This is a genomic window from Halalkalibacter hemicellulosilyticusJCM 9152, from assembly GCF_000513115.1.
Classification (GTDB): domain Bacteria; phylum Bacillota; class Bacilli; order Bacillales; family Bacillaceae_D; genus Halalkalibacter; species Halalkalibacter hemicellulosilyticus.
Map to the genome: position 1 here is coordinate 111,999 of NZ_BAUU01000010.1, position 25,729 is coordinate 137,727.

General features: G+C 38.7%; 22 protein-coding genes and 1 tRNA gene. 18 read left to right on the forward strand and 5 right to left on the reverse strand.

The genetic code is table 11. The features are described 5' to 3' along the window. Positions 1–148: 148 nt before the first annotated feature. The 4 genes from JCM9152_RS07840 to yugI all read left to right on the forward strand — a co-directional run bounded on the left by JCM9152_RS07840 (position 149) and on the right by yugI (position 3,651). The gene (locus tag JCM9152_RS07840) at positions 149–643 is read left to right on the forward strand and encodes an Lrp/AsnC family transcriptional regulator (RefSeq protein ID WP_035342883.1); all 495 of its coding nucleotides are present in this window, start codon (positions 149–151) and stop codon (positions 641–643) included. Then, positions 643–1,821: an aminotransferase gene (locus tag JCM9152_RS07845; RefSeq protein WP_439644198.1), complete on the forward strand. Its 1,179-nt coding sequence runs from the start codon at positions 643–645 to the stop codon at positions 1,819–1,821. Before JCM9152_RS07840 ends, JCM9152_RS07845 begins: the two co-directional genes overlap by 1 nt. A 179-nt stretch (positions 1,822–2,000) precedes the next feature. Continuing rightward, complete coding sequence (locus JCM9152_RS07850; protein ID WP_035342887.1) at positions 2,001–3,134, forward strand: DEAD/DEAH box helicase; 1,134 nt, start codon at positions 2,001–2,003, stop codon at positions 3,132–3,134. A 109-nt stretch (positions 3,135–3,243) separates the two neighbouring features. Further along, positions 3,244–3,651, forward strand: a complete 408-nt coding sequence (gene yugI / locus JCM9152_RS07855) for a S1 domain-containing post-transcriptional regulator GSP13 (RefSeq protein ID WP_035342889.1) — start codon at positions 3,244–3,246, stop codon at positions 3,649–3,651. Between the two features lie 145 nt (positions 3,652–3,796). Here yugI and JCM9152_RS07860 read toward each other — a convergent pair whose 3' ends face one another. Continuing rightward, positions 3,797–4,024: a DUF378 domain-containing protein gene (locus JCM9152_RS07860; RefSeq protein ID WP_035342891.1), complete on the reverse strand. Its 228-nt coding sequence runs from the start codon at positions 4,022–4,024 to the stop codon at positions 3,797–3,799. 161 nt (positions 4,025–4,185) lie between these two features. Here JCM9152_RS07860 and JCM9152_RS07865 point away from each other — a divergent pair, with 161 nt between their 5' ends. From JCM9152_RS07865 to JCM9152_RS07875, 3 genes are all read left to right on the forward strand, one after another. Beyond that, positions 4,186–5,349 (forward strand): iron-containing alcohol dehydrogenase, encoded by a 1,164-nt coding sequence (locus JCM9152_RS07865; RefSeq protein ID WP_035342893.1) that lies wholly within the window; start codon positions 4,186–4,188, stop codon positions 5,347–5,349. 136 nt (positions 5,350–5,485) lie between these two features. Then, complete coding sequence (locus JCM9152_RS07870) at positions 5,486–6,835, forward strand: glucose-6-phosphate isomerase (protein WP_035342895.1); 1,350 nt, start codon at positions 5,486–5,488, stop codon at positions 6,833–6,835. A 618-nt stretch (positions 6,836–7,453) separates the two neighbouring features. Next, positions 7,454–7,876, forward strand: a complete 423-nt coding sequence (locus JCM9152_RS07875) for a YugN-like family protein (RefSeq protein ID WP_035342947.1) — start codon at positions 7,454–7,456, stop codon at positions 7,874–7,876. 55 nt (positions 7,877–7,931) lie between these two features. On the opposite strand, the gene JCM9152_RS07880 is transcribed toward JCM9152_RS07875, so the two are convergent. Then, complete coding sequence (locus tag JCM9152_RS07880; protein WP_035342897.1) at positions 7,932–8,588, reverse strand: potassium channel family protein; 657 nt, start codon at positions 8,586–8,588, stop codon at positions 7,932–7,934. Between the two features lie 79 nt (positions 8,589–8,667). Beyond that, positions 8,668–9,678, reverse strand: a complete 1,011-nt coding sequence (locus JCM9152_RS07885; protein WP_035342899.1) for an ion channel — start codon at positions 9,676–9,678, stop codon at positions 8,668–8,670. 98 nt (positions 9,679–9,776) lie between these two features. Between JCM9152_RS07885 and JCM9152_RS22815 the strand changes: the two genes are divergently transcribed. The 9 genes from JCM9152_RS22815 to ilvD all read left to right on the forward strand — a co-directional run bounded on the left by JCM9152_RS22815 (position 9,777) and on the right by ilvD (position 16,321). Then, the gene (locus JCM9152_RS22815; protein ID WP_162232046.1) at positions 9,777–9,932 is read left to right on the forward strand and encodes a hypothetical protein; all 156 of its coding nucleotides are present in this window, start codon (positions 9,777–9,779) and stop codon (positions 9,930–9,932) included. Positions 9,933–9,995: 63 nt separating this feature from the next. Then, positions 9,996–10,068: transfer RNA gene (locus JCM9152_RS07890), tRNA-Ala, on the forward strand. Between the two features lie 650 nt (positions 10,069–10,718). Next, complete coding sequence (locus JCM9152_RS07895; protein ID WP_035342901.1) at positions 10,719–11,060, forward strand: PadR family transcriptional regulator; 342 nt, start codon at positions 10,719–10,721, stop codon at positions 11,058–11,060. Beyond that, entirely contained in the window at positions 11,057–11,389 is a 333-nt protein-coding gene (locus JCM9152_RS07900; protein WP_035342903.1) for a DUF1048 domain-containing protein, read from the forward strand. The genes JCM9152_RS07895 and JCM9152_RS07900 overlap by 4 nt, the downstream gene beginning before the upstream one ends. 37 nt (positions 11,390–11,426) lie before the next feature. Further along, positions 11,427–11,780: a DUF1048 domain-containing protein gene (locus tag JCM9152_RS07905; RefSeq protein WP_035342905.1), complete on the forward strand. Its 354-nt coding sequence runs from the start codon at positions 11,427–11,429 to the stop codon at positions 11,778–11,780. Beyond that, positions 11,777–12,112, forward strand: a complete 336-nt coding sequence (locus tag JCM9152_RS07910; protein WP_035342907.1) for a DUF1048 domain-containing protein — start codon at positions 11,777–11,779, stop codon at positions 12,110–12,112. Before JCM9152_RS07905 ends, JCM9152_RS07910 begins: the two co-directional genes overlap by 4 nt. A 294-nt stretch (positions 12,113–12,406) precedes the next feature. Then, positions 12,407–13,168, forward strand: coding sequence for an ABC transporter ATP-binding protein (locus JCM9152_RS07915; RefSeq protein ID WP_035342909.1), 762 nt, complete (start codon positions 12,407–12,409; stop codon positions 13,166–13,168). Then, positions 13,169–13,918: an ABC transporter permease gene (locus tag JCM9152_RS07920; RefSeq protein WP_035342911.1), complete on the forward strand. Its 750-nt coding sequence runs from the start codon at positions 13,169–13,171 to the stop codon at positions 13,916–13,918. Between the two features lie 732 nt (positions 13,919–14,650). Next, a complete protein-coding gene (gene ilvD, locus JCM9152_RS07925; RefSeq protein ID WP_035342913.1) occupies positions 14,651–16,321 on the forward strand; it encodes a dihydroxy-acid dehydratase in 1,671 nt (556 codons plus the stop codon). Between the two features lie 166 nt (positions 16,322–16,487). Here ilvD and JCM9152_RS07930 read toward each other — a convergent pair whose 3' ends face one another. Beyond that, a complete protein-coding gene (locus JCM9152_RS07930) occupies positions 16,488–16,820 on the reverse strand; it encodes an ArsR/SmtB family transcription factor (RefSeq protein WP_035342915.1) in 333 nt (110 codons plus the stop codon). Further along, complete coding sequence (locus JCM9152_RS07935) at positions 16,821–17,240, reverse strand: SRPBCC family protein (protein WP_035342917.1); 420 nt, start codon at positions 17,238–17,240, stop codon at positions 16,821–16,823. A gap of 516 nt (positions 17,241–17,756) precedes the next feature. Here JCM9152_RS07935 and JCM9152_RS07940 point away from each other — a divergent pair. Then, positions 17,757–19,436, forward strand: coding sequence for an RICIN domain-containing protein (locus JCM9152_RS07940; protein WP_235715656.1), 1,680 nt, complete (start codon positions 17,757–17,759; stop codon positions 19,434–19,436). A gap of 324 nt (positions 19,437–19,760) precedes the next feature. Then, the gene (locus tag JCM9152_RS07945; RefSeq protein ID WP_035342921.1) at positions 19,761–25,724 is read left to right on the forward strand and encodes a non-ribosomal peptide synthetase; all 5,964 of its coding nucleotides are present in this window, start codon (positions 19,761–19,763) and stop codon (positions 25,722–25,724) included. The last annotated feature ends 5 nt before the right edge of the window (positions 25,725–25,729 follow it).

Genomic DNA, 25,729 nt, shown 5'->3' on the forward strand with positions numbered 1-25,729 from the left:
AGGCTCTGAACGTTCCCTTCTGTTCTATAATAAGATAAAGAAATTTAGTTTTAGTAGGAAAAGCTATTCGTATCAAAGGGATGATATGTTATGATAAACAAAATACTGAGATACCATACATGTTTTTTGTAAGGAAGGGGCTAGGAAGATGGACGAGAAACGAATTGAAATATTACAAATAATAGAGAGTAACGGACGAATTCCCGTTGCCACTTTAGCGAAAATGGTAGATATATCAGAGGAGCAAACAGAAGCCATTTTAAAGCAACTAGAAGAAGAAAAGGTCATTCTTAGTTATTCGGCTGTGATTGATTGGAGTAAAGTACAAAAGCGCGAAGGCGTAACCGCAGTGATCGATGTGAAAGTTACACCGCAGCGTGGAGTAGGATTTGATCAAGTTGCGGAACGTATTTATCGTTTTCCAGAGGTGAAGGCTGTTTATTTAATGTCTGGCGCATATGATTTATCAGTTGTCATTGAAGGAAATACGATGCAAGAAACGTCCCGTTTCGTTTCAGATAAGCTGTCTACGATTGATTCAGTTATTTCAACAACAACTCATTTCCAATTGAAAAAATATAAACATGACGGTGTTGTTTTTGAACAAGGAGAAGAAGATCGTCGGATTGTGGTGACGCCATGATTCCTTCACATACAAAACAAAATAATCGTTTGTCTAAGCGTGTCCAAGCGATTAAACCGTCTGGTATTCGTCGATTTTTTGATTTGGCATCAAAAATGGATAATATTATCTCACTTGGTGTTGGAGAGCCAGACTTTGTTACACCCTGGCATACACGTGAGGCAAGTATTTCGTCATTGGAACGTGGTTTCACGGCTTACTCGGCCAATGCAGGTTTAATGGAATTGAGACAAGAGATTTCATATTATATGGAAGAGCGGTTTTCAGTTCAATATGATCCTGAAACAGAAGTGCTTGTAACAGTAGGAGCGAGTGAGGGAATTGACATTGGCATGCGGGCCATTCTAGATGAGGGCGACGAAGTGATCGTCGTTGAACCAAGCTTTGTATCCTATGCACCACTTGTTGAAATGGCAGGAGGAGTACCTGTTTCAGTGGGGACGTCGATCGAACATGATTTTAAAGTAACGGCATCAGCAATTGAAGAAGCAATTACCGATAAAACGAAGGCGATTATGCTCTGTTTTCCGAATAATCCGACGGGTTCAACGTTAAACCGTGAAGAGCTTAACGAGCTTGTTAATGTGATTGAAAAGCATGATCTTATTGTGTTTTCTGATGAAATTTATGCGGAATTAACGTATGATCATAAGCATGTTAGCTTTGCAGCTTTGCCAGGGATGAAAAATCGAACGATACTCATCCAAGGTTTTTCCAAAGCATTTGCAATGACAGGTTGGCGATTGGGCTTTGTGTTAGCGCCACCTGATTTATTAGCGGCTATGCTGAAGATTCATCAATACAGCTTAATGTGTGCACCAACTATGGCACAGTTTGGCGCTCTAGAAGCGCTGAGACAAGGGTTGGATGAAGTGGAACGGATGAAGCAATCGTATAAACAGAGACGGAACTTTGTCGTGAAATCCTTTGCAGAAATTGGTTTAACCTGTCACCGACCAGAGGGAGCATTTTATGCATTTCCTTCAATTGAAAAAACAGGTTTAACCTCAGAAGCCTTTGCTGAAAAGCTATTAATGGAAGAACGTGTAGCGGTCGTTCCTGGTTCCGTTTTTGGGCAAGGTGGAGAGGGACATATTCGTTGTTCATATGCGACATCAATGGACCATTTAGAGCAAGCAATCGAACGAATAGATGCTTTATTACAACGTTTGAAGTGAGTAAGTAAAAAGGAAAGGGGGTGTTTTAAAGGTTCGCATGTGACCTTTTAAGACATCCCTGAAATTATGTTAAGAAGATTATTTTTTTATGATGTAGTGAGTTTTCCTTTTTATGGGTGAGAATGACGAGGATCGGTCATACTAATGATAGGTATGTTTAGAAAAGAGGGGGAAAAGGAATGGGCTTTACATTTGGACAATTAAACGAATCAATTGTTTCTGTTTTAAAGGAATTACATATTACAGAGCCTACTGATATTCAAAAAAAGATGATTCCAGAAGCATTAGATGGTCAGAGTATTATTGCTCGTTCACAAACAGGTACGGGGAAGACGCTTGCTTACTTATTACCAGCTTTGAACAAAATTGATGAGCAAGTACAACGGTTACAGGTGCTTATCCTAACACCTACTCAAGAGCTTGCGATGCAGGTTGTTGATGTGGCTAAAAAAATAACCGAAAACGATCCAGTACATATCGGTGCTTTTATTGGTGGCGCGAATATAAACAGACAGGTCGAGAAATTAAAAAAACAGAAGCCGCAGCTTGCAGTTGGAACACCAGGTCGACTACTTGAGCTCATCCAAATGAAAAAACTAAAACTTGCTGATTTACAAGTGGTGGTGGTTGATGAAGCGGATCGAATGATGGGAGAACAGTCGTCTTGGGGAGCTACGATGGAAATTGCAAAGCGTGCTGGTCGTGACATTCAGTACTTGTGTGTATCGGCGACGATTCCAGATGGAATTACAGAGCAGATGAGGCAGGTCGCGCCATTTATCGTTGAGCTAGAAGCTGCAGGTGGTTTAGTTGAAGCAGAGAAAGTAAATCATTGCATACTACGTGTCGAGCAACGTGACAAAGTCGATGTGACGAGAAAGCTTGTTTATGCGGAATCCATTAAGAGAGGAATTGTCTTTGTTAACCAATTAGAAAAGCTTCATGAAGTAGCAGAAAAGTTAGTCTATAAAGGTCTACGAGTTCAGGCATTATCATCCGATCACAGTAAGCAAGAGCGCGAAAAAGCGATGAAGCAATTGCGAAATGGAGATACTGACTTACTTGTTGCAACGGACATTGCAGCTCGAGGACTGGACATTGATGATGTCACACATATTATCCAGTTTGATGTTGCAGCTACCTCTGATCAATATGTGCATCGTTCTGGACGAACTGGGAGAATGGGAAAGACAGGAACAGTCATTACTTTGCTTGATCGAAGAGATGAGTATAAGATTGAAAAATATCAAAAAGAATTAAAAATTGATTTTTCCGAGGTTGTACTAACTCATGGTCATTTGACAAAAAAATAGTAGTCTATTCCATGAACTGGAATGTGAAGTGTATATAGATCTCCTTTACTTAAATAGTAGTCCTATGTTAATATTAAAAGGTTAAAAATTATTTAGGAGATGTATATGTATGTCAAATTATGAAGTTGGTAGTATCGTTGAGGGAAAGGTTACAGGTATTAAACCTTTCGGTGCGTTTGTTGCCCTCGATGAAAAGAAGCAAGGATTAGTTCATATTTCTGAGGTCGCTCATGGATTTGTTAAGGATATTAACGATGTTCTTAAAGTGGGGGATGAGGTTCAAGTTAAAATTATGAATGTTGAGGAGGATTCTGGTAAAATTTCGCTATCGATTCGCGCTACACAAGAAGCGCCTGAACGTCCAGCAAGTAAGCCTCGTCCACAAAACAATCGTAAACCACAACAACAGCAAAAAACGCAACAGCAAGGCTTTAATACACTTGAGGATAAGTTAAAAGAATGGTTAAAGCAGTCTAATGAAATTCAAGCTGATTTAAATAAGCGTGCGAAGAAATAATAAAAGAAAAAAGGTGATCATATTATATTATGATCACCTTTTTTCTTTTTATTAAATGTGTCATGCGGAAATGAGCGGTCGTTTGATTTCGATGTTTCTATCTCACGTACCGCTCATAAGGAAAAATGATAGCCACTCACTATCCTTACTTTTGTGTTTCCGGGACTCGTTCAAGCTCTTCATCGGGCTTGAATAGAATAGAGATACAATATAAGCCAGCTAGTCCGACAATAGCGTAAATGACACGAGAGAAAGCAGCTGCTTGACCGCCAAAGATTGCAGCGACTAAATCGAAACGAAAGAAGCCGATAAGCCCCCAGTTAATTGCCCCGATAATCGCTAGCGTTAATGCTGTACGTTGAATACCGCTCATATTATTCACCTCCATTAATGGGTAAAGTGGACACAACCATTCAGTCATGCCTTACTGTATAGAATGACTAGCTTTTAAGTAAATTATACAAAGGTAAGTCATTATCGTTTACAAGGGTCATCTTTTTCAGCGATAATAGACGCGATAAGGAGGAATGAGACGTGGATCCATTTATATTTCATAATCCAACGAAACTAATTTTTGGGAAAAATCAAAATAAGCAGCTTGCAGAGCAAGTCAATCGTTATGGAAAGCGTATTTTACTCGTTTACGGTGGCGGTAGTATTAAAAAGAACGGATTGTATGACTTTGTGATTTCAGAGCTCACAAGTGTAGGTGCTGACGTGACAGAGCTGGCTGGTGTAGAACCAAATCCGAGATTATCAACGGTTCAAAAAGGGATTGAGATTTGTAAAAAAGAGCAGATTGAATTTATTTTAGCGGTTGGTGGAGGAAGTGTCATTGATGCGACTAAGGCGATTGCTGTAGGAGCAAAGCTTGATGGAGATATTTGGGCCGTGATTAAGAAGAAAGCTCAACCAACGGGTGCTCTTCCTTTCGGTACGATTTTAACGTTGGCGGCTACTGGCTCTGAAATGAATTCCGGTTCGGTTATAACAAATTGGGAAACGAAAGAAAAACATGGCTGGAGTAGTCCGTACTCGTTCCCTGCTTTTTCAATATTAGATCCCGTTAATACATTGACTGTCCCTCTTGACCAAACGATCTATGGAATTGTTGACATGATGAGTCATGTCATTGAAGCTTATTTCCATCGGTCAGAGGATACGGCCTTACAAGATCGAATCATGGAATCCATTTTAGTGACAGTGATGGAAACGGCTCCAAAGCTATTGAAGGATTTAGCTAATGAAGGTCTTAGGGAAACGATTTTGTATTGTGGTACGATGGCCTTAAATGGCATTACACAAATGGGACTTCGTGGGGACTGGGCGACACATAATATCGAGCATGCTGTATCAGCTGTCTATGATATTCCACATGCGGGTGGTTTAGCGATTTTGTTCCCGCACACGTTACGATATGCGCTTGATGAAAAGATCGAACGTCATGTCAAGCTTGCTGTAAATGTAATGGGTGTTGATCCGACAAATAAATCAGATAAAGAAGTGGCACTTGAAGGAATAGCGAAATTATCTGAATTTTGGACTTCATTAGGAGCACCAAATCGTTTAGCGGACTATCAAATTGATGATACTCAACTAGACAAAATGGCCAATCATGCGGCAGAGCGTGGAGCGTTTGGGAACTTCAAAAAGCTTGAAAAGAACGATGTGATTACTATTTTGAAGCAAGCGTTATAAATGGATGAAGTCGACATTCTTTACAATTCCGATAAATACACTCAACTTTCATCGGGAAATAGTAGAAATGTTCTTGATTCTTTTTTAACGTTCCGCTAAAGTGAATAGTGATTGAAACTATTGAGGAGGCTTATTAATGGCTAAAGTACAGTTTGACTATTCTAAAGCTTTAACGTTTTTTAATCAGCATGAAGTTGACTATTTGCAAGGTGCAGTAAAAGCAGCACATGAAGCCTTACATAATGGGACAGGTGCAGGAAACGATTATTTAGGTTGGATTAACCTACCAACAGATTATGATAAGGAAGAGTTTGCTCGTATTCAAAAAGCAGCAGAGAAAGTTAAGCAAGATTCAGATGTTCTACTTGTTATTGGAATTGGTGGCTCTTATTTAGGAGCTCGTGCAGCGATCGAAGCGTTACAACATTCGTTCTACAACATTCAAACAAAAGAAGAGCGTCAGACACCACAAGTATTCTTTGTCGGTCAAAATATTAGCTCCACATATATGAAGGATTTATTAGCACTCATTGAAGGTAAAGATGTTTCTGTCAATGTGATCTCAAAGTCAGGGACAACAACGGAGCCGGCTATTGCGTTCCGTATTTTCCGTGATTACTTAGAAAAAAAATACGGTGTAGAAGAAGCACGAAAACGAATTTATGCAACGACAGATAGCAAGAAGGGAGCTCTGAAAACGTTAGCGAACGAAGAAGGCTATGAATCATTTGTTGTTCCAGATGATGTAGGTGGTCGTTATTCCGTTCTAACAGCGGTTGGGTTACTTCCGATTGCCGTGAGTGGGCTAGATATTGAGAAAATGATGCAAGGTGCTGCTGATGCAAGTGCAGATTTCAATAATCCGAACCTTGCTGAAAATGAGTCTTACCAATATGCGGCTGTTCGAAATGTATTGTATAATAAAGGAAAAACGATTGAGTTAATGGTTAACTATGAACCATCTCTACATTTTGTTTCAGAATGGTGGAAGCAATTATACGGTGAGAGTGAAGGAAAAGATGGAAAAGGGATCTTCCCAGCTTCTGTTGATTTCTCAACAGATCTTCATTCAATGGGACAATATGTACAAGATGGTCGTCGGGATTTATTTGAAACGGTCATTTCGGTTGAAAAATCCCGTGAAGAAGTCGTGATTGAAAAAGCAGACAGTGACTTAGATGGGTTGAATTACTTAGCAGGTCAAACGATGGACTTCGTAAACAAAAAAGCGTTTGAAGGCACGTTACTTGCTCATACAGACGGGGGAGTTCCAAACCTAATTGTTAACGTACCTGAGTTAAATGAATATTATTTCGGTTACCTCGTGTACTTTTTTGAAAAAGCATGCGGAATTAGTGGCTATTTACTTGGCGTTAATCCGTTCGACCAGCCAGGTGTAGAAGCGTACAAAAAGAACATGTTTGCTCTACTAGGTAAGCCTGGGTTTGAGAAGGAAAAGGCAGAGCTAGAAGCACGTTTAAAATAAGTAAGGAAAGCTGTTAGGGACAAGCCCTAGCAGCTTTTAATGTATAAGTGTTCCCCGATTTTAGTCTCTCTGATGGACTACGGAGAGGTGGTCGCATGCGAGGCCACTGAAAAAGTAAAAATCAACTTTTTCAGTACCTTTGATTTGACTAGTAATGGCTTTACTCGTTGCTCGCCTGATACGAAAAACCCACTCGTATCAGGCTTTTCAAAATAGGCAACGGTTACGCACATATGCAGGGGGAAGGTCACGTGATATATGCGGATCCTCATGCCTCTATTTCTCCTTTATCTCATTTTTTTGTGTAGCTTCGGTTCCTCATGCCTCTATTTCGTTTATTATGGCTCCTTTTGACCTCATATAGCTCAAATAGCGGAATGAGGGTGACATTTTCTTCTCAGGAAGCGTCCTTTCTTTGATTTAAAGGAAGGAGGATTCCCTTTGTTTGTTGATTGAACCTGTGCAAGTAGGTTCGCAAAAGCTGTCGCTCATGCTTAACCCTATTGTAACGGCTTAGCACGACGGGATAGGGAAAGGTTGCTACACAGCTTTTCTTATGTATTCTTATTCCTTCATTGGACAGGATAATATTAACGAAGTTTGGAAGGGATGATTGAGATGCTTGCGATTGAATCACCAGTTGAAGGCACACAAATAAAGTTAAAAGCATTAGAAGATAAGCTAAAACCATTAGGCTATTCGATCGGTGGGGGCTGGGAATATGATCATGGCTATTTTGATTATAAGATCGATGATGAGGGAGGGTATACTTTTTTAAGAATACCTATTACTGCGATTGATGGGGAGCTTGATCAGCGCGGAGTTTCAGTCGAGCTTGGAAAGCCCTATCTTCTTAACCACCGCTATCAACAAGATCTTGATGATAATCCAGATGTTTTTAATGGTCTTGTAACGATTAATTTGAACAGTGCGATCAATCAGTTTACCGAGCCGGTTGAAAAAGATGGTGACATTGACCCGAAATATTTTCCAGTAGCAAAGAGCTTAATAGATGAACTAGAAATGACGATTTTAACCTGATTAAAAGAAGGATCCATACAAAAATTGTGTGGATCACTCCTTCCATAAATAATTGTCATAAGCCATGATCTTCAAATCTCTTTAGGTCATTTTTGTGACCGATTAAGATTAGGACATCATTTTTTAAGATGACGTCATGTGGATAAGGAGATACGTTTATATCCTCACCACGTTTAATAGCTAATATCGTACAGCCGTATTTTGCTCGAATATCAAGGTCGATGATCGAACGGTCTGCTATTTTGTCTGTAGCAAAAAACTCAACAATGCTGTATTCGTCCGAAAGCTCGATATAGTCAATGACCTTTTCTGATGTTAAATGCTGCGCAATACGGATACCCATGTCATATTCAGGGTGAATGATTTGGTCAGCGCCAATCTTCTCTAAAACCTTATGATGATAATTATTTTGAGCTTTTACCCAAACTTGAGGAACCTCTAATTCCTTCAATAATAACGTACATAAAATACTTGATTGAATGTTATCACCGATTGCTACGACTACATGCTCAAAGTTACGCACCCCGAGATTCTTTAATACTTTTTCATCGGTTGCATCTGCAATAACGGCATGGGTGGAAAAGCTCGTAAATTCATTCACTTTATCCTCATTTGTATCAATGGCTAGCACTTCATGTCCCATGCGGTATAGCTCTCTACAAACAGAGCTACCGAAACGGCCAAGTCCAATGACGGCAAATTGTTTTTTCATTACATTCACCTCTATTCGATCAAATTGTAAGAGATTAACTAAGGATTAATGTACTCTTTTATTTGTCGTCCGTCAACGGTTAGCTGATGATTTTTCGATAGGTCGTTTCATCGCAAATAATGTACAGCTTAGCATCGACAGGGATAGGGTCTTGAAGACGACGAACAATACTGAAATCCTCATGATCGGCAATTAACGTGGCCCCTCGCTTTTTTAATGCACAAAAGGCATCGTCGTATACACGCCAATCAAGTTGTTTACGAATTTCCCAAATATCATCACCTTGCTTACGGTGAAGAAGTTGCATAAATAATTTAGTTGAGCCATTGTAAATAGCCGATTGAGCCATTAGGTCAGAAAAGACTTCATTTGATAAAATATATTCATCAATGTTGGCGTGTTTAAAATTTGGAATATGCTTTTCATTTAATATTTCGGCAATGGTGTAAATGGGGTGATTGCGTTCGTTTGCAAAGCGTTCAATGGCGGAAGCAATCAATAACGTCCGGCCGTCCGATTCGACACTGTTATGAATCGGATCAGAGGCAAAAATACAAACAGATGTCGCATATAAAATATTGGCACGTTCGAGTGTTTCTCGCGAGGTAGGATCACCTTGAATATAGCTGATACGAGGGTGGCTACAAGGTGCTTGTTGCTTTGTATCGATGATGACAATATCACTTTTATTGATAAGTAATAACTCTTCAATCGTCTTAAATGTTTTACTTGACCAACCGATGATAACAAAGTGTTTTTTTCCTTTGTAATCCAACTTTCCTTCCTCCTTCAACGTTTGATATGTACTAAAAGCATCGACAATCTTCCCAATCATGACACCAATTAAAGCAATTCCACTAATATAGAGAAAAATCCCAAATGTTTGTCCTGCAACGGTTTTAGGAACATAATCACCGAAACCAACCGTCGTGATGGTAGTCATCACCCACCAAAATCCAACAAAAGGATTTGGAAATGTTTCAGGTTCAATAGTATAAATAATAAAAGCACTTATAACACAAAAGCCCCCCGTTGCGGCGAAAATAATCGATTGCCGAATTTGAATGACTTTCTTCATAAGCTCAAACATCGCGCTATCCTCCTCTGTATTCCCTTGTCAGTATAGCCATCTTAGTAGCGGATCAATCATCTTTTTGTTAAGATAAATGGGGTGAGGAGGAGATGCATTTGACGGCAATTATTTTTGCGCTAGCGATTTTTTGTGGTTGGTTTATTTTTGATTTTGTGAAGCATAAAAAAGTGACGATGGAAATGGTGATGAGCTCACTTGTCATTAGTGTGATAGCGGGTGTAGCCTGGTGGTTATTGGACTTTTTCTTCTAAATGGAAAAAGGCTTGCATGGTGAGTCGGAACCTTTTATAATTATTCTTGTCCACTATCATTTCGGGGCATTAGCTCAGCTGGGAGAGCGCTTCGCTGGCAGCGAAGAGGTCAGCGGTTCGAGCCCGCTATGCTCCATCTACCATTGATTAGTCACGACGCGGTGCTCGTTGGATATGCGAGGAGCCGTGTCGTTTTTTCATTCCTCGTTTTGTTCACAATCACTAGGATGTCGATTTATTTGTGAAATGTGAAAAAGCTACGTCACATTCGTTAAAATACAATTTGCGCCAAAATGGACCATTTAACGTTTGTGAGCTTCGTTAAATGATCCATACGGGTGGCTGGTGTTCTTCTCTACAGTGATAATTCGTATGCTGTGGTTCGCCCATTCAGTCAATTGACTATAAAGCTAGTCTGCATATCAACCTCTTTCTGCATCATAAACTATGCTAATTTTGACTCGATAATTCCTTGTCTAGATTTTCCAGACTTTTCATGGCTCCTTGTTTGTAAGTGTCTATTGATTCGCTTCCATCAAGTAAGACGCACAGATGATATACGGCTTGATTTATCTATTAAAAATAAACTTATTGGTTCATTTTCTTTGAAATTAGATTGAATGATGACCTATCCAATTACTCATGAAACCTATATATTAACGTTTTAAAAAAAACGCTTGACAGGTGACGCTATTCCGTATTACTATATACTTGTAATAAGTAATACCGAATACCGGTGTTACAGAGTACTGAAAGAATATAGTAAACTAAAAATGGGTGATGAATTTGGAAAATATCACAGAAATGCTTAAAGGGGTACTCGAGGGTTGTGTACTTGAAATCATCAGTCGTGGCGAAACTTACGGCTATGAAATCACTCAGCAGTTGCGAGAACTTGGGTTCACTGATGTGGTTGAAGGCACAGTTTATACGATTACAATGCGGCTTGAGAAAAATAATCTAGTGGACATCGAGAAAAAGCGATCTACTGTGGGACCGCCGAGAAAATTTTACACACTTAACGAAGCTGGTCAAAAGCAACTTGAAATTTTTTGGGTGAAATGGGAATTTGTCTCGAGCAAAATTAATGAACTGAAACAAATAAATTTAAAAGGAGAAGGAATATGAGTATTTTTGAAAAAATTATCGGAAGTCTAGATGACAAGCGGGAATGGAAGGCAATAGAGGCGCGTGCGAAGGCACTTTCAAGTGAGTACCGCAACGCTTATAAAGCGATGCAAAAATATCTCTGGAGCACTGGCGGCATGATAGATTGGCAAGAAACGAAATTCGTTTTTAATCACATCATCGACCTTCTTGAAGCAGCCGAAGCCGATGGCAAGAGTGTTAAAGAGGTTACTGGCAACGACGTAGCAGCCTTCTGTGATGAGCTCGTCATTGATACAAAATCGTGGATTGATAAGCAACGTCAAAAGCTTAACGATGCCATTAAATAATAGAACTTTGCTGAACAGCTTTAAGGAGGAGATTGTGATGAACTTTTTCGAAAAAATAACCGGTAGCGATATGACGAAAGAAATGAAAAGCTTTCAAGCACGAGCAAAAGTCTTGCCTGCTGAATATCAAGCTGCTTGGGGAGAAATGACAAATAATCTTTGGATTCACGGAGATTTCACTGGTCGTAATCTGATGCCGATTCTTGACAGTGCGCTTGAACTGCTTGAAGTTGCATCTGCAGACGGTCAGAGCGTCGAAGAAGTACTGGGAGATGATATTGAGGGCTTCTGTGCAGCTCTTGTTGGTGACGATGGCGCAAAAACGTATAGAGATAAATGGCGTGATCAACTCAACAAGAACGTAGCAAAAAAATTAGGAGGACTGAAATGAGTATCAAAAAAAGTATCCAAAAAATTATCGATGGTAAAAAAGAATGGAGAGCCCATGTTTCGCGTGTCAAGGCACTCCCACAAGATTATCAAATTGTTTATAAAGAGATCCAAAAATATCTTTTTAAAATCGGTCCTGTTGAGCTAAACGAAGGTATTGGACTGCTCGTAGAAATTATTAGCTTCTTTGAAGAAGGTGCAGCTGCTGGGAAAGGTGTGCTTGAAGTCACAGGAACAGATGTTGCTGCATTCTGTGATGCACTTATTGAAGATTCAAACACTTACGCTGATCTCTATCAAAAATCCGTTAATCAAAAGATCGATAAGCGATGAAAAAATAGAAGGAGCGTATTACTTGACGGTAAAATCTTATCGAACGTTTCCTAGGTATTGCGCAAACCTCGCAAACTTAAAAGTATCGTTTCATTTGATTCGGTATTATGGAGCCGATTGGAATAAGTGTCTTAATAGGTTATATCGTCTAAATAGCACGTAAATGTACCACCTTCAATAGGTTGTTATTTTTTTTAAAACAGTACTAAGTGTTACAGAATATCAGTCAGACTGATTAGTAGGGTATAGATAATCTAGCGCCAAGTAGCGCTTTCTATAAGGAGGACAAAAAGTATGAGTCATGCAACGATTACTGTAAAAGGGTTAAAAAAATCTTTTAAAAACAAGGAAGTTTTAAAGGGGGTGGACTTTGAGGTGCGACGTGGTTCCATTTTTGCACTATTAGGCTCAAATGGAGCGGGCAAGACGACGATTGTCAATATCCTTTCGACGTTGATGCAGCCTGATGGCGGCGAAGTAGGAATTTGCGGCTTCGATGTCCAGCATCAATCTGAACAAGTTCGCCAGAATATCAGTCTGACAGGACAGTTCGCAGCATTAGATGGTATTCTCACTGGTCGGGAAAACTTGCTGATGATTGCCAAGTTGCGGGGAGTTTCCAATCCTGCTCAAGTCGCCGACAATTTGCTTGCGAAATTCAGTCTGATTGATGCGGCCAATCGCCGTGCAGACCAGTATTCCGGTGGGATGAAGCGACGGCTTGATCTCGCCATGAGTCTTATTGGGAAGCCAGCAGTCATTTTTCTCGACGAACCAACAACAGGTCTTGACCCCGAAGCACGGATTGAAGTTTGGGATACCGTCAAGGAGCTGGCTGATGGAGGCACGACTATCTTGCTGACGACCCAGTACCTGGAGGAGGCCGAACAATTGGCGGATCATATCGCCATTCTCCATGGTGGAAAAATCATTACGACCGGAACTCTTATTGAACTCAAGGAGATGTTCCCGTCAGCGAAAGTGGAGTATATCGAGAAGCAGCCGACATTGGAGGAAATTTTCCTCTCGATCATCGGCAAAAAGGAGGAGATGTAAATGAAAAGTAAAACAGGGGTATTACTAGGGCGTTTAATGTGCAATATTATGCGCAGTCCAGATACAATTATTACGGTGGCGATTACACCGATTATGATGATGCTACTGTTTGTCTACGTATTTGGTGGCGCCATCGAAACAGGTACGGATAACTATGTCAATTATTTATTGCCGGGAATCTTGCTAATAGCGATTGCATCCGGAGTAGCTTACACGTCCTTGCGTCTTTTCACAGATGTAAAGAGTGGGCTGATGGCACGTTTCATAACCATGCCGATTAAACGCTCATCGGTATTATGGGCTCATGTGCTAACCTCACTTGTATCTAATGCACTTACTGTCGTAGTGGTTATTCTTGTCGCACTCTTAATGGGGTTCCGTACCAATGCAAATATACTGGAGTGGTCAGCGGTAGTTGGGATACTCGTGCTGTTTACACTGGCGTTGACATGGCTGGCAGTCATTCCAGGATTGACGGCAGGATCTATGGAAGGGGCTACAGCTTACTCATATCCGCTGATCTTCCTGCCGTTTATTAGTTCGGCATTTGTCCCGACTAAAACTATGCCTAAAATTGTCCGCGTGTTTGCTGAGAATCAGCCTGTAACTTCAATCGTGAATTCGATTCGTGCCCTTTTGTATGAAGGGAATGTAGATCACGATATTTGGATCGCACTTGCCTGGTGTGTCGGTATAATGGTCATTGCTTACTTGATTGCTAGTAAAGTATTTAAACGCCAGTTAGGGTAAGTAGTTCCGTAAGGGTCTAAACCAAAATTGAATTGCGAAAAGAGTATAAGATATTGTTGTTGACAGACTTAAAAAATTCGTATACGGTATATATAATTTAATAATCGGTAGATGATTATTTTCAACTTCTTAATTGGGTCTTTAGCATTCTTTTAATATTCTAAATATTGACTGGTGAAAAAGTTTCCTAAAGTATAAGAATGAGTGAGTAACGTAAATCGGTATATTTCTTAATCTAGGGGAATTAGATTAGAGATATACCGATTTTTTTTAGAGAATTTAATATGTGTCAATCATTATGACCAATAAGAAGGTAGCTCATCTACGAGGAAGATTTATACACTGGGGGTGAGCATAGGCAAACAAATTAAGTGTGTGTCAATGCTTGAATTTATTACTAGATTAGGTACAGAAAAAGTATGATATGCATTTGAATAAATATGAGGTCAAAGTCGTATAAAGGGAACTTGCTTTGTGAAAGATAACAGTATGAACTTAGCGGGATTAACGGACGGACTTTTTACAAGGGTGTTTCATGAAATTGGAGAAGAATATACAGACATTGAAAAAACAGTTGCTTGTAGATATCGATGTTGTAAAACTAGCAGATAGTCCAAAATTATTCTGCAAGTTTCAGTTGTTTCAAAACTGAAAACTCCTACAGTTTTGCTGATGAGGGGATTTTTAACTATTTTAATAAATACATGAAAAAATGTAAGGGGAGTTAGTTTAATGAATAAAAATACATCAAAAATTCGAAGTTCTGTTTTTAATGATATAAACCGTGCCCCAAATCGTGCAATGATACGGGCAACGGGGGTAAAAGATGAAGATTTTAATAAACCTTTTGTAGGAATTGCTAGTACATGGAGTGAGGTTACCCCATGTAATATGCATATTGATGAATTAGCTAGAGAAGCCAAAAAAGGAGCTTTAGATGCAGGGGGGACTCCTTTTATTTTTAATACGATTACAGTGTCAGATGGTATCTCTATGGGGACAGAAGGGATGCGTTTTTCCTTACCAAGCCGTGAAGTTATTGCAGATTCTATCGAAACAGTTGTAGGCGCTCAGAGCTACGATGGGGTAGTTGCAATTGGAGGATGCGATAAAAATATGCCTGGGTGCATGATTGCAATAGGACGTTTGAATTTACCTGCCGTTTTTGTGTATGGAGGAACGATTCGACCCGGTCATGTAGATGGAAAGGATATTGATATTGTTTCTGCTTTTGAAGCAGTAGGAAAATACAATAACGGAGATATTGACCGTGATGAACTTCACAAAATTGAATGTCATGCTTGTCCAGGAGCTGGTTCGTGTGGAGGGATGTACACTGCAAATACAATGGCATCGGCAATCGAAGCTATGGGGATGAGTTTACCTGGAAGCTCATCAAACCCAGCAGAAACAGAAGAAAAATTAGCAGATTGTATAAAAGCGGGAAATGCTGTTATGAAGTTGGTGAACAAAGGGATTACTCCTAAAGATATTATGACGAAGAAAGCTTTTGAAAATGCTATTACTGTTGTAATGGCTCTTGGAGGCTCGACCAATGCTGTCCTTCATTTATTAGCGATTGCTCATACAGTTGATGTAGAACTTAATTTAGATGATTTTGAACGTATCCGTAAAAAGGTTCCTCATATAGCAGACCTAAAACCAAGTGGTCGTTATGTCATGGAAAATCTATCTGAAATTGGTGGAGTACCTGCCGTAATGAAGCTACTTCTTGATAAAGGGCTACTTCATGGAGAGTGTTTAACAGTAACCGGTAACACAATTGAGCAAAATCTATCTGAAATTCAACCTTTAAAAGAGGGACAAGAAATTATCTCCTTTGACAATCCGAAACGTGAGACAGGTCCATTAGTTATTCTAAAGGGGAACCTAGCTCCTGAGGGTGCATTAGCAAAAATGTCTGGTTTGAAAATTAAACAAATAACAGGGCCTGCTCGTGTTTTTGATTCCGAGACAGATGCAACAAATGCTGTTCTAAATAATGAGATCAATCCAGGAGATGTCATTGTCATTCGATACGTCGGACCTAAGGGTGGACCTGGGATGGCTGAGATGTTATCAATTACAGCGATTGTGGTCGGTAAGGGTCTTGGAGAAAAAGTAGGTTTAATAACAGATGGTCGCTTCTCTGGAGGAACACATGGATTAGTAGTTGGTCATATTTCTCCTGAAGCACAGGTTGGTGGCCCAATTGCATTGATTAAAGAAGGAGATATGATTACAATTGATAGTGAATTACAAGAGCTTGCTGTTGATGTTTCTCCTGAAGAATTTCATAAAAGGTTAAAGGATTGGATTCCTCCAAAGCAAAATTTAAGGGGGATCTTAGCTAAGTATGCTAGGTCCGTTTCATCAGCTTCAAAAGGAGCAATAACCGATTAATTGTAAACAAGTATGTAGGAAAAGAACCACTTTAAGACTCCTTTAAGGGATATACGACTTTGCATGACGCTGATTGGTATTTGCACAGTAAAAAAAGAGAAGTTTTGTTCCGTGAAAAGTTTGGAAGTGAATTCGGAGCAAAACTTCTCTTACTAAATTATCTGCTTTACTTTAATCCACTTCCATGATCATTTTCAACAACATGCTTAAGAATAGATAGCTTGTTATTCCAAAATCGTTCATAGTATGAAAGCCACTGCTTGACTTCTGTTAACGGTTCTGGCTGTAATTGATAAATTCTTTTTCGACCGACTTTTTTTCCGTTGATTAAACTAGCGTCTGAAAGGACTTTAAGGTGCTTTGTAACCGCTGTACGACTTATTGGGAAATGAGAGGTTATTTCAGAAATCGTTAATTCTTTGTTCGAAAGTAAATAAAGAACCTCTCTTCTAGTAGGGTCAGCAATAGCTTGGAAGACATCGTGCTTTTCGGCTAGCATTTATGCTTCAACAACCTTTCGAAGTCGTTTATTAACTAGTTCAACCCATCCATTATCCATTCTTTCGCGAATAATAGAATTTTTCTCTCCCGATTTTGGAACAATCGTATCTGGAGATTTCCAGCCGCTATGTATAAGAGTAAATTCTGTTTTGTTACCTAAGTCCTTAAGTAAAAATGAAATGATCCAACCATCTGTATCCCATGAAAATGAAAGTTTGTTCGGTTCATCTACTTCTAATACTTTGCATGGTGATGGACCAAATGGGGATTGCACATGAAATTCATGTCCCACTATAGGTTGAAAGTCATTTGGCATAAACCATGATTCAATACCTTCAGAGGTAGACACTGTATCCCATACTTTTTGTATGTGAGCTTCAAAAATAACCGTTTGCTTAATATCTTCTAATGCTTTCATTCTTAATCACTCCTAGTCCTTAAATAACACCTTTTGGTTTCGTTTAAGAGTATATAACACCTTTTGGTTTCATGTCAAATGGAATTTGCATCACCTCTCCTTTGCAAGTAATAATCTAGAGTTTGCCCGGTTATACATAAATAAATAAGCAGGTTGTTCTATCATTTTTCCAGTGATAAGCTTTAGTTGAAACCGCATACAATGTTACTTCTCGATAAATTTTGACAAGTTTGTTAAGAATCTATCCTCCATTAAGCTTCTATTTAGACTACGAGTCTTCTTTTACTACTGAATGTTATTACCCTTTATGAATCAGTCAAATTGATACCGCAACAAATTAGAGAAAAATTATCGCCTTAAGATGGAAACCATTTTTCGTGTGCAATGATTAAAGTAGGCTTCCTATCGGGAGATGACTAATTATTTCAGAGAAAGAAATTTAATATGTACGATCAGGAATTGACATAAATATCTTTTAAAAAAGGAGATGGTTTTTTTATGAGGGAAGTAGGAAGAATGACGAAAATGTTGCTAGTCGTGATGTTCATAGTCCCGCTTTTGCTGAGTGGCCATTCGGCAGAGGCATGGACAGGAATGCCAATGGACAAGCTTCATGTAAGTGGTAATCAGCTTGTGAACAGTAGTGGCCAGACCGTTTTGCTAAATGGATGGCATCAACCATCTGGCTCCTATTGGACATATCAAGGTAGTAATTATTATTTGGATCGGAATGGTGGCAATCGACATGCTGCCAATTTGGAGTATTTGAAGGATATTAGTGATACCTTCACCGACACTTCACCAAAGTACGGAAACGATCACGGCTGGTATATGAATCAGATACGCTTATTCATTGATCGTGAAGATATGGGGGATGTTGCAGCTGGGACATACAATTTTGCGGGCTTGCAGGAAGTCACTCAAAATGTCATCATTCCTTATGTTGAATACGCTAAAACGAAAGGTCTTTATGTGACGCTCGGATTAGACTTCACTCTATTAAATGATCAAGCGACAACGCAATCGAATTTGGATAAGTTCAATGAAATTTGGGGTTATTTAGCATCTAGGCCTGAATTAAGAAGTGCTGATCATGTTATGTTTGAAATTGTAAATGAACCTGTTCTATCTTATGCGAATGGAAAGTGGGGTGGTCATCCATCTGATCCTGATTTTGTCGATCATTGGAATGCACTAAGAGATTTCCAGAATTCGATTATCGCAACGATTCGGAATCAAGGAGCGGATAACGTCATCTGGGCTGCTGGACTTGGTTGGGATCAATATTATCAATTGTGTGCTTCGCATCCGTTAACTGATCCATTGAATAATACGGGGTATGCTGTTCATTGGTATCCTGGATATGGCGCTAATGATGATTACGCTACCCTACAGCAGCAATGGGATACGAACATTAAGCCTTGTGCTGATCATTACCCAATTAATATAACGGAAACAACTTGGTATAAATGGCAACCAGGTGATCCGGAGTATTGGCACTTGTTCGATGGGACGAATGAAGGATTTGGAAAAAATACGAAGGCCATTTTTACTGATGCAGGAAATGTCAGTATTGCTGTTCATATGAATGGTTTCTTACTAGAGCCGGGTGTGCGTAGTACGTTCGCCGATCCGACTGCTGGTTTGAAGTACGATGGTGACCCAGCACGTGACGCTATGGCACGGTTTATTTTTGAGTGGTATTATGAACGCGCGCAGCTTTATCCGTGGAATGGCATATGGAATGGCATCCACAATGGGGCAACCTATAAGCTGCAAAATCGTGCATCTGGAAAAATGATTGATGTACCAGGTGGGCAGAATAATAATGGACTTCAGCTTCAGCAATGGGCAGACAATAATGCGACAGCTCAGCAATGGATCATCGATGATATGGGGACATATAATAATTTTTACAGGTTGACAAGCGTAAGCTCATCAGATAATAAGGTCATGGACGTTCGAAATGGGTCGAGCCATAATGGAGAGGCAATTCAATTGATGAGTGATTTCGGAAATAGTGCACAACAGTTCAGGTTAATTAGGCTGAGTAATGGTTACTGGAGTATTCTTAATGTGAACAGTAACAAAGCTGTTGAGGTGACTGGCTCATCATCGGCCGATGGTGCACTATTGCAGCAAAATATGTACCGTGGCGATTTACATCAACAATGGGATTTAATTAGAATTAATTAATGAAGAGTTATAAAGAGAAAAGGGTTCCTATGAAGGTAGAACTACCTTATAGGAGCCTTTTTTATATTGTACATGTTACTTAGTATTAACGGAGTCTGGGCTAGTTGCTGAAGATGGTGTTAATGTAATGATCAAGAGTGGCTGGTTGGATTTTCCGGCTTGTTAGTCTAGTAGAACGCCAAAAATAAAATATTCTATAAAAACCTAAAATTAACATAAAATTAAAAGAAACTAAATTTTAGTACAACAATTGAGGAGTAATATTGAGGTTGTACAAAAAATAACAAATTTTTTCAATTAATTGTATGTTAAGGAGGGAGATAAATGATCAAAGAACTGTCTGAAAAACAAGTGAAAATCTATGAAGTCATTTCAAAAGTGACAGGTTATCCAATAGATGACTTAGAAGAAGATTTTTATCTAGAGGGTGATTTAGGATTAGATTCAATTAAAATGATTACGCTTGTAAATGAGCTTATGAAGCTAATTCCTACGTCTAAGTATGAAATGTTTGTTAAAAAGTATCCATTTGAAGTGATTGTGCAGTTAGAAACCGTTGCTGAGCTTTGTGATTTATTCAATGTATCTTTAGTGGAAGAGAATAATACCCCTAAGATGATTCCTCAACATTCCTCAAATACAACTTACGTGTATCAGATGATCTCAGACATTACAGGCTATCCGATTCAAGATATGGAAAAGGACTTATATTTAGAAGCAGATTTAGGATTAGATTCAATTAAAATGATTACGCTTATGAACGAGCTAATGAAAAAAATACCTCCAGAAAAAATGACGGAATTTCAAGAGCAATTTCCTATGGAACGACTGATGACCTTTGAAACAGTTGAAGACCTTTGCTTATTATTGGATCAAGTTGATGGCTTTGAACAGGGTCAACCAGCTTTAGCGTCTACAAATCGAATACAGAATACAAATAGTGAAGAATGTTCAAATGAAGCGTTAGAGATAGCTGATGCTCAATATACATTTTTAATTTCTTATCAGGCCGTATCTACTCTTTCAATTACGACCGGAGTTAGGATTACAGGATATATGAATGAAGTACACCTTTGGGAAGCGTGGAGCAAATTAATTGAATATCACCCTATTCTTCGAGCTGTTTTTAGTAAACCACAACATGCTAATACCTTTAAAGAATTTCAACTTTGTCTACTAGATCATGTGATACCTCCAAAAATCATACTAGAAGATCTCACACATATGACTCCAAGTGCGCAACAACAATTTTTGAATGACTGTTTTAAAGACTCTTTAAATAAAAAATCTAATATATTTGAGTGGCCCCTTCATCGGGTACGATTACTTCGGTTAGGTGAAACGACTTTTCAAATGATCATTGAAAACATTCATTTAATATCGGATGGATTAGGAAATCAAATGTTTATCCGAGATTTACTAACTTTTTATGATGCGATAGTGTCAGGAAAAACGATAGAAAGCCCACCTCTTACTTCAATCGAATATAATGACATTATTTTTCAATTAAATCAATGGTCAGATGAAAGTGAACAGTTCCATTTAAAGAAGTATTTACAGGAACAAGGGCGAAAAAAGTATATCTTTCAATTACCTGAATATAAGAAGGAACATTCAGAAGGCGACGAGGCTATAACAACAGCGATACAAAAAAGAGTTCTTAATGCGTCAACAGTCGATCGTCTTATGGAAGTGGCAAAACAGCAACGAGTTTCTTTATTTGTATTATTACTAACAGCTTACTTAGAAGTGATAAAAGCTTACGGTGAAAAAGATGAGCAAGTTATACTGAATATTCCAACATCCGGGAAAATCTATCCAAATGTGGATGCTTCACCTCTTTTGGGAACATTTGCTCAAAATCTAGCCTTAACATTTGAATTGAGAGGGAGGGACGAAAGTTTAGAGGAAATGGTTCAACGTATTCAACGAGAAATGAATGGTCATCTTACATCAGGTATGGATCGAGCACAAAATCATCAAGCGGCACTTATGGCGAAGGAACAAATTCAATTAATAGATGGTGAGATGTCAACGACAACAAAAAGGTTTGTTCAATCTTCATTAAAATCAAACCTTTACTTATCTTATGTAGGAGACGTTCAATTAGATAAACAGTACGGTGAATGCCATGTATATGATTATGAATCATATACATGTACAAATCCTGGAACCATTGATTTACTCGTGGAATGCTTCCATGGGCAAATGATTTTCACCGCAAACTATGATCAATACACCTTTGATGCAGAGTTCATTACGAAGCATCTAGATAAATTAGAGAACATGGTAGAGACATTTACATATTTAGAACAGCTAGAAGAAGTGAAAGAGCTCTCATCTATTGAATATGTACCAGTTGTTAGAGAAAAAGTAGCTAATGTGTTGAGAGAAATCTGCGGAATTCATGTCAATGATGACAATATTAATAAAGATTTAGATGCAGAGTTAGGCTTAGATTCTTTAGAGCGTATCCGACTCGTAGCTAAGCTAGAAAAGCTATTTAATGGTGTGGACAGACAATTGTTATTTGAGTGTAGAACGGTTGTAGAATTTATTGAACAAATAAATAAGATGAATAAAGACATTTCAGTATTAGAAGAAATGCTGATTCATGAACAAATAAAAAAGCAAAGCGAAAAGACACCAAATGCTATAGCAATATCACATAGAACAGAACAAGTAACGTACAAAGAATTGCATGAACGATCAAATCAATTAGCACATTATTTACGGTCATTAGGTGTGCAAAGAGGTTCACATATTGGTGTCTTTGTTTATCCGGGACCTGCGATGATAGTAGGTATGCTCGCCGTTATGAAAGCAGGAGCCACGTATATTCCTATTGATCCAACGTATCCCGATAAGCGAATAGAGTATATTGTAACCCATTCGGAAGTGCAGACGATTATTTGCGATCAAGAAACGCTTCTCCAAGCAAATAATATGTATGTAACCTGTAGAACAGTTCAAGCTATTTTGACAGTAGATGATCTAGAAATGAAAATGAAAAGGGAACATCCTATTATTTCAAAAGCAGATTGGATAACAGCCGAGAAATCAGACTTAGAGCTAGCATATTCAGCTGACGATGTCATGGTTATTTTATATACATCTGGATCTACGGGTAACCCTAAGGGGGTTATGCTTTCGCAGCGTGGTTTTATAAATCGTCTGAGCTGGCATCAAAAGCAATTCCAATTACAAGAGGGAGACCGAGTTGCTCAGAAAACATCGTGTTGTTTTGATATTTCAGTTTGGGAATTGTTCTGGCCGCTTATGTATGGTGGTACCGTATGTCCAGTTGAAAATAGTATTGTTAAAAATCCTTGGAAGCTAGCAAAATGGATTGAAGTAAATCGAATTAACTATTTACATTTTGTTCCTTCCTTATTTGGTGAATTTTTATACGCATTGGAAGATGAACGTTATCAATTTAGTCATTTAAAATGGCTATTATTCAGTGGGGAAGCTTTGACAACCGCATTAATACGAAAATGGATAAATCAGCATGGGACGAAAGTAAATTTAGCAAACCTTTATGGGCCTACTGAAGCATCGATTGATGTTACTTGTTATGTAATGAATCGGCTTTCTGAAGGAAGTGACGAAAATATTGTCCCGATTGGTCATCCAATTGATAACGTTTCAATTAAGCTATTAGATGAGGAAATGAGAGAGGTAAAAAAAGGAGAAATAGGCCACCTGTGGATAGGTGGGTCCCAACTGGCAAAAGGATACTACAAGGATAGGAAAAAAACAGAGGAATCCTTTTACAAAAATCCATTTTCTGACGTGAAAAGTGAGTATATTTACAAAACAGGCGATTTGGCAAGAGAGGGGGAGGATGGCTACTTAGAATTTCATGGCAGGGTGGATTCACAAATAAAGCTTCGTGGTTTCAGAATTGAATTGGGAGAAATTGAAGCCGTTTTAGTGAAGCAAAAAGGTGTCGTTGAAGCAGCAGTTGTCGTTCAAGATACGAGTATTCAGCCTAAGTTAGTTGCGTGTATAGTCGGTAACGAAGATCATCTAGAGCTTTTACAAAGTCTAAGAAGTCACTTGCCAAGCTATATGATTCCTCACCGCATAGAGACATTTATTCGATTGCCCAAAAACTTAAATGGCAAGATAGATCGAAAGGTATTACTTGAGCAATTGACTGATAGCAATGGGAAAACCGCTTATACGTATCCACTTGCTCCAGCTCAAAAGTGGCTAACAACTTATTATGAGTATCCTTATAGCTGGACAGGCTATACGCAATTCATTTATAAGCAGCCATTACAGCTAGAGAAGTTTAATCAGTCTTTAACGATTGTTGCAAATCGATATGAGGTTTTACGTTGCTTTTTACAACTAGAAGGAAATGTGTGGAGGCAGCAAATTATTCCTTCAGTCGAAAAAATAGAAGCTGAATGGTATGATACGAGATTTATCCAAGATGCTGAACGTGAGCACCTTCAGCAAAAGTTAATTGATCAAACTATTCAGCGTTTAAATGCGGAACAGTGGCCTTTGTGGAAGGTTTTGGTATTGAAAATAGACGAGGATAGATATTCCATTGCAGTAGTCGGTCATCACCTTATTTCAGATGTGATGACAAATCATCTACTGTTTAAGGAGATATGGAGTGTTTACAGGCTGCTTTTGGAAGAAAAAGAAGTGAAACAACAGCCAGATCATAGTTATACACAATTTATTCAGGATGTTGAAGAAAAGAAAAATCGATTTAAATCGAATTATGTTTCCTATTGGAATGGACAGTTAATGGATTCTAATCGATTGCAAATGACTTTTGATTTCCAAAAAGGAGAAAATATCGAAGACTCAGCTCGCTTGGAGAGCTTTACATTATCGAAGCAGCAAACAGCTATTCTTCGAAATAAGGGTAAAAAGTACTTTCAAACAAACCTTTATCCAATCTTACTTGCTCCTTTGTATAAGCTCTTTCGTTATGAAACAAAGCAAGACAATATTATGATTAGTCATCGTGTTCATGGAAGAGATCTAGGAGATAACAAGCGTTATATAGAGGTTCCTGGCAATTTTTCAGTTAACTACCCTTTAGGTATTTTGGTGAATGAAAAGGATAGCTGGTTAGAGCTCGTTCGACGTATTCAAGATAAAATGGATGGAGTGCCTCTTAAAGGGGTAAGTTATGACTTAATTTCTGACCAATTATCTACTCATTTGTATCCTGATAACAAACTAACTGACATAAGAGTCAATTATTTAGGAAACAGAGATTTACCGCAGCTTGATTTGTTTGAATTTTCTAAAGAGAATATTGACCGCCGGTATTCAAATGCAAGTCAAAAGCGTGCAACGGTGTTTGAGTTTTTTCTGTCAGTCGTTGATGGACAATTCGCCTTGGACATTGAGTATTCTAATAACCTCTTTCAACGATCAACAGTTAAGAGGTTAGGAAACCAATATATGCGTTACTTAGAAGACCTACTTCATTCGACTTCGACTAATAAACAGTCAAGTGAAAATCAATCGGTACCATATGTGAAGAGATCTCCTATGCATAAAGTAGCTCTTATTACAGGTGGAAGTCGCGGGATCGGTAAAGCAATTGGATTAACGATGGCACGTGAAGGGATTGACGTAGCATTAGTGTCTAGGTCTGTCGCAACATTAGAAGAAGCAACTGAAGAATTTAGAAGTGTAGGGGTGGAACCATTAATTTTATCGGCGGATATTAGTCAGATGTCTAATGCGGAAGAGGCTGTGAATTTTGTTGTGGAACGTTACGGACAGATTGATATTTTGGTCAATAATGCTGGAATTACAAAAGTGGGTGCTATCAATGAAATGACACCTGATGAGTGGAGAAGAATTATCGAGGTGAATCTTATTGGAACATACCATATGTGCCGCCAAGTGATCCCACATTTTTCAGAAAAGGGTGAAGGCAAGATTATTAATATTGGCTCAGACTCTTCACTTATCGGATACCCTTTGATGAGTGCATATGCGGCCTCAAAGCACGCCATTCTCGGGTTGACTCGATCATTATCGGAAGAGTTAAAGGCTCATAACATTCAAGTTAATGCTGTTTGCCCGGCATTTGTAGATACTGAGATGACACCGTCCTCTTTTCGAAAGGCAGCGATACCAACTGAACAAATAGCCGATGTAGTAGCTTTTTTAGCATCAGATAAAGCAAATTGTATAACGGGAGAAGAAATAAAAGTATATGGGAAGCAAGACATGTATTGGTTTGGCTCAAAGCAAGTACCAGTACTAAAGGGAGTATTGAATTCAGCAAATATGCCTTAATAAGG

Coding starts and splice junctions, on each gene's coding strand:
- JCM9152_RS07840 (WP_035342883.1), top strand. CDS start 149: ATGGACGAGAAACGAATTGAAATATTACAAATAATAGAGAGTAACGGA.
- JCM9152_RS07850 (WP_035342887.1), top strand. CDS start 2,001: ATGGGCTTTACATTTGGACAATTAAACGAATCAATTGTTTCTGTTTTA.
- yugI (WP_035342889.1), top strand. CDS start 3,244: ATGTCAAATTATGAAGTTGGTAGTATCGTTGAGGGAAAGGTTACAGGT.
- JCM9152_RS07860 (WP_035342891.1), bottom strand. CDS start 4,024: ATGAGCGGTATTCAACGTACAGCATTAACGCTAGCGATTATCGGGGCA.
- JCM9152_RS07870 (WP_035342895.1), top strand. CDS start 5,486: ATGGCTAAAGTACAGTTTGACTATTCTAAAGCTTTAACGTTTTTTAAT.
- JCM9152_RS07875 (WP_035342947.1), top strand. CDS start 7,454: ATGCTTGCGATTGAATCACCAGTTGAAGGCACACAAATAAAGTTAAAA.
- JCM9152_RS07880 (WP_035342897.1), bottom strand. CDS start 8,588: ATGAAAAAACAATTTGCCGTCATTGGACTTGGCCGTTTCGGTAGCTCT.
- JCM9152_RS07885 (WP_035342899.1), bottom strand. CDS start 9,678: ATGTTTGAGCTTATGAAGAAAGTCATTCAAATTCGGCAATCGATTATT.
- JCM9152_RS07900 (WP_035342903.1), top strand. CDS start 11,057: ATGAGTATTTTTGAAAAAATTATCGGAAGTCTAGATGACAAGCGGGAA.
- JCM9152_RS07905 (WP_035342905.1), top strand. CDS start 11,427: ATGAACTTTTTCGAAAAAATAACCGGTAGCGATATGACGAAAGAAATG.
- JCM9152_RS07910 (WP_035342907.1), top strand. CDS start 11,777: ATGAGTATCAAAAAAAGTATCCAAAAAATTATCGATGGTAAAAAAGAA.
- JCM9152_RS07915 (WP_035342909.1), top strand. CDS start 12,407: ATGAGTCATGCAACGATTACTGTAAAAGGGTTAAAAAAATCTTTTAAA.
- JCM9152_RS07920 (WP_035342911.1), top strand. CDS start 13,169: ATGAAAAGTAAAACAGGGGTATTACTAGGGCGTTTAATGTGCAATATT.
- ilvD (WP_035342913.1), top strand. CDS start 14,651: ATGAATAAAAATACATCAAAAATTCGAAGTTCTGTTTTTAATGATATA.
- JCM9152_RS07930 (WP_035342915.1), bottom strand. CDS start 16,820: ATGCTAGCCGAAAAGCACGATGTCTTCCAAGCTATTGCTGACCCTACT.
- JCM9152_RS07935 (WP_035342917.1), bottom strand. CDS start 17,240: ATGAAAGCATTAGAAGATATTAAGCAAACGGTTATTTTTGAAGCTCAC.
- JCM9152_RS07940 (WP_235715656.1), top strand. CDS start 17,757: ATGACGAAAATGTTGCTAGTCGTGATGTTCATAGTCCCGCTTTTGCTG.
- JCM9152_RS07945 (WP_035342921.1), top strand. CDS start 19,761: ATGATCAAAGAACTGTCTGAAAAACAAGTGAAAATCTATGAAGTCATT.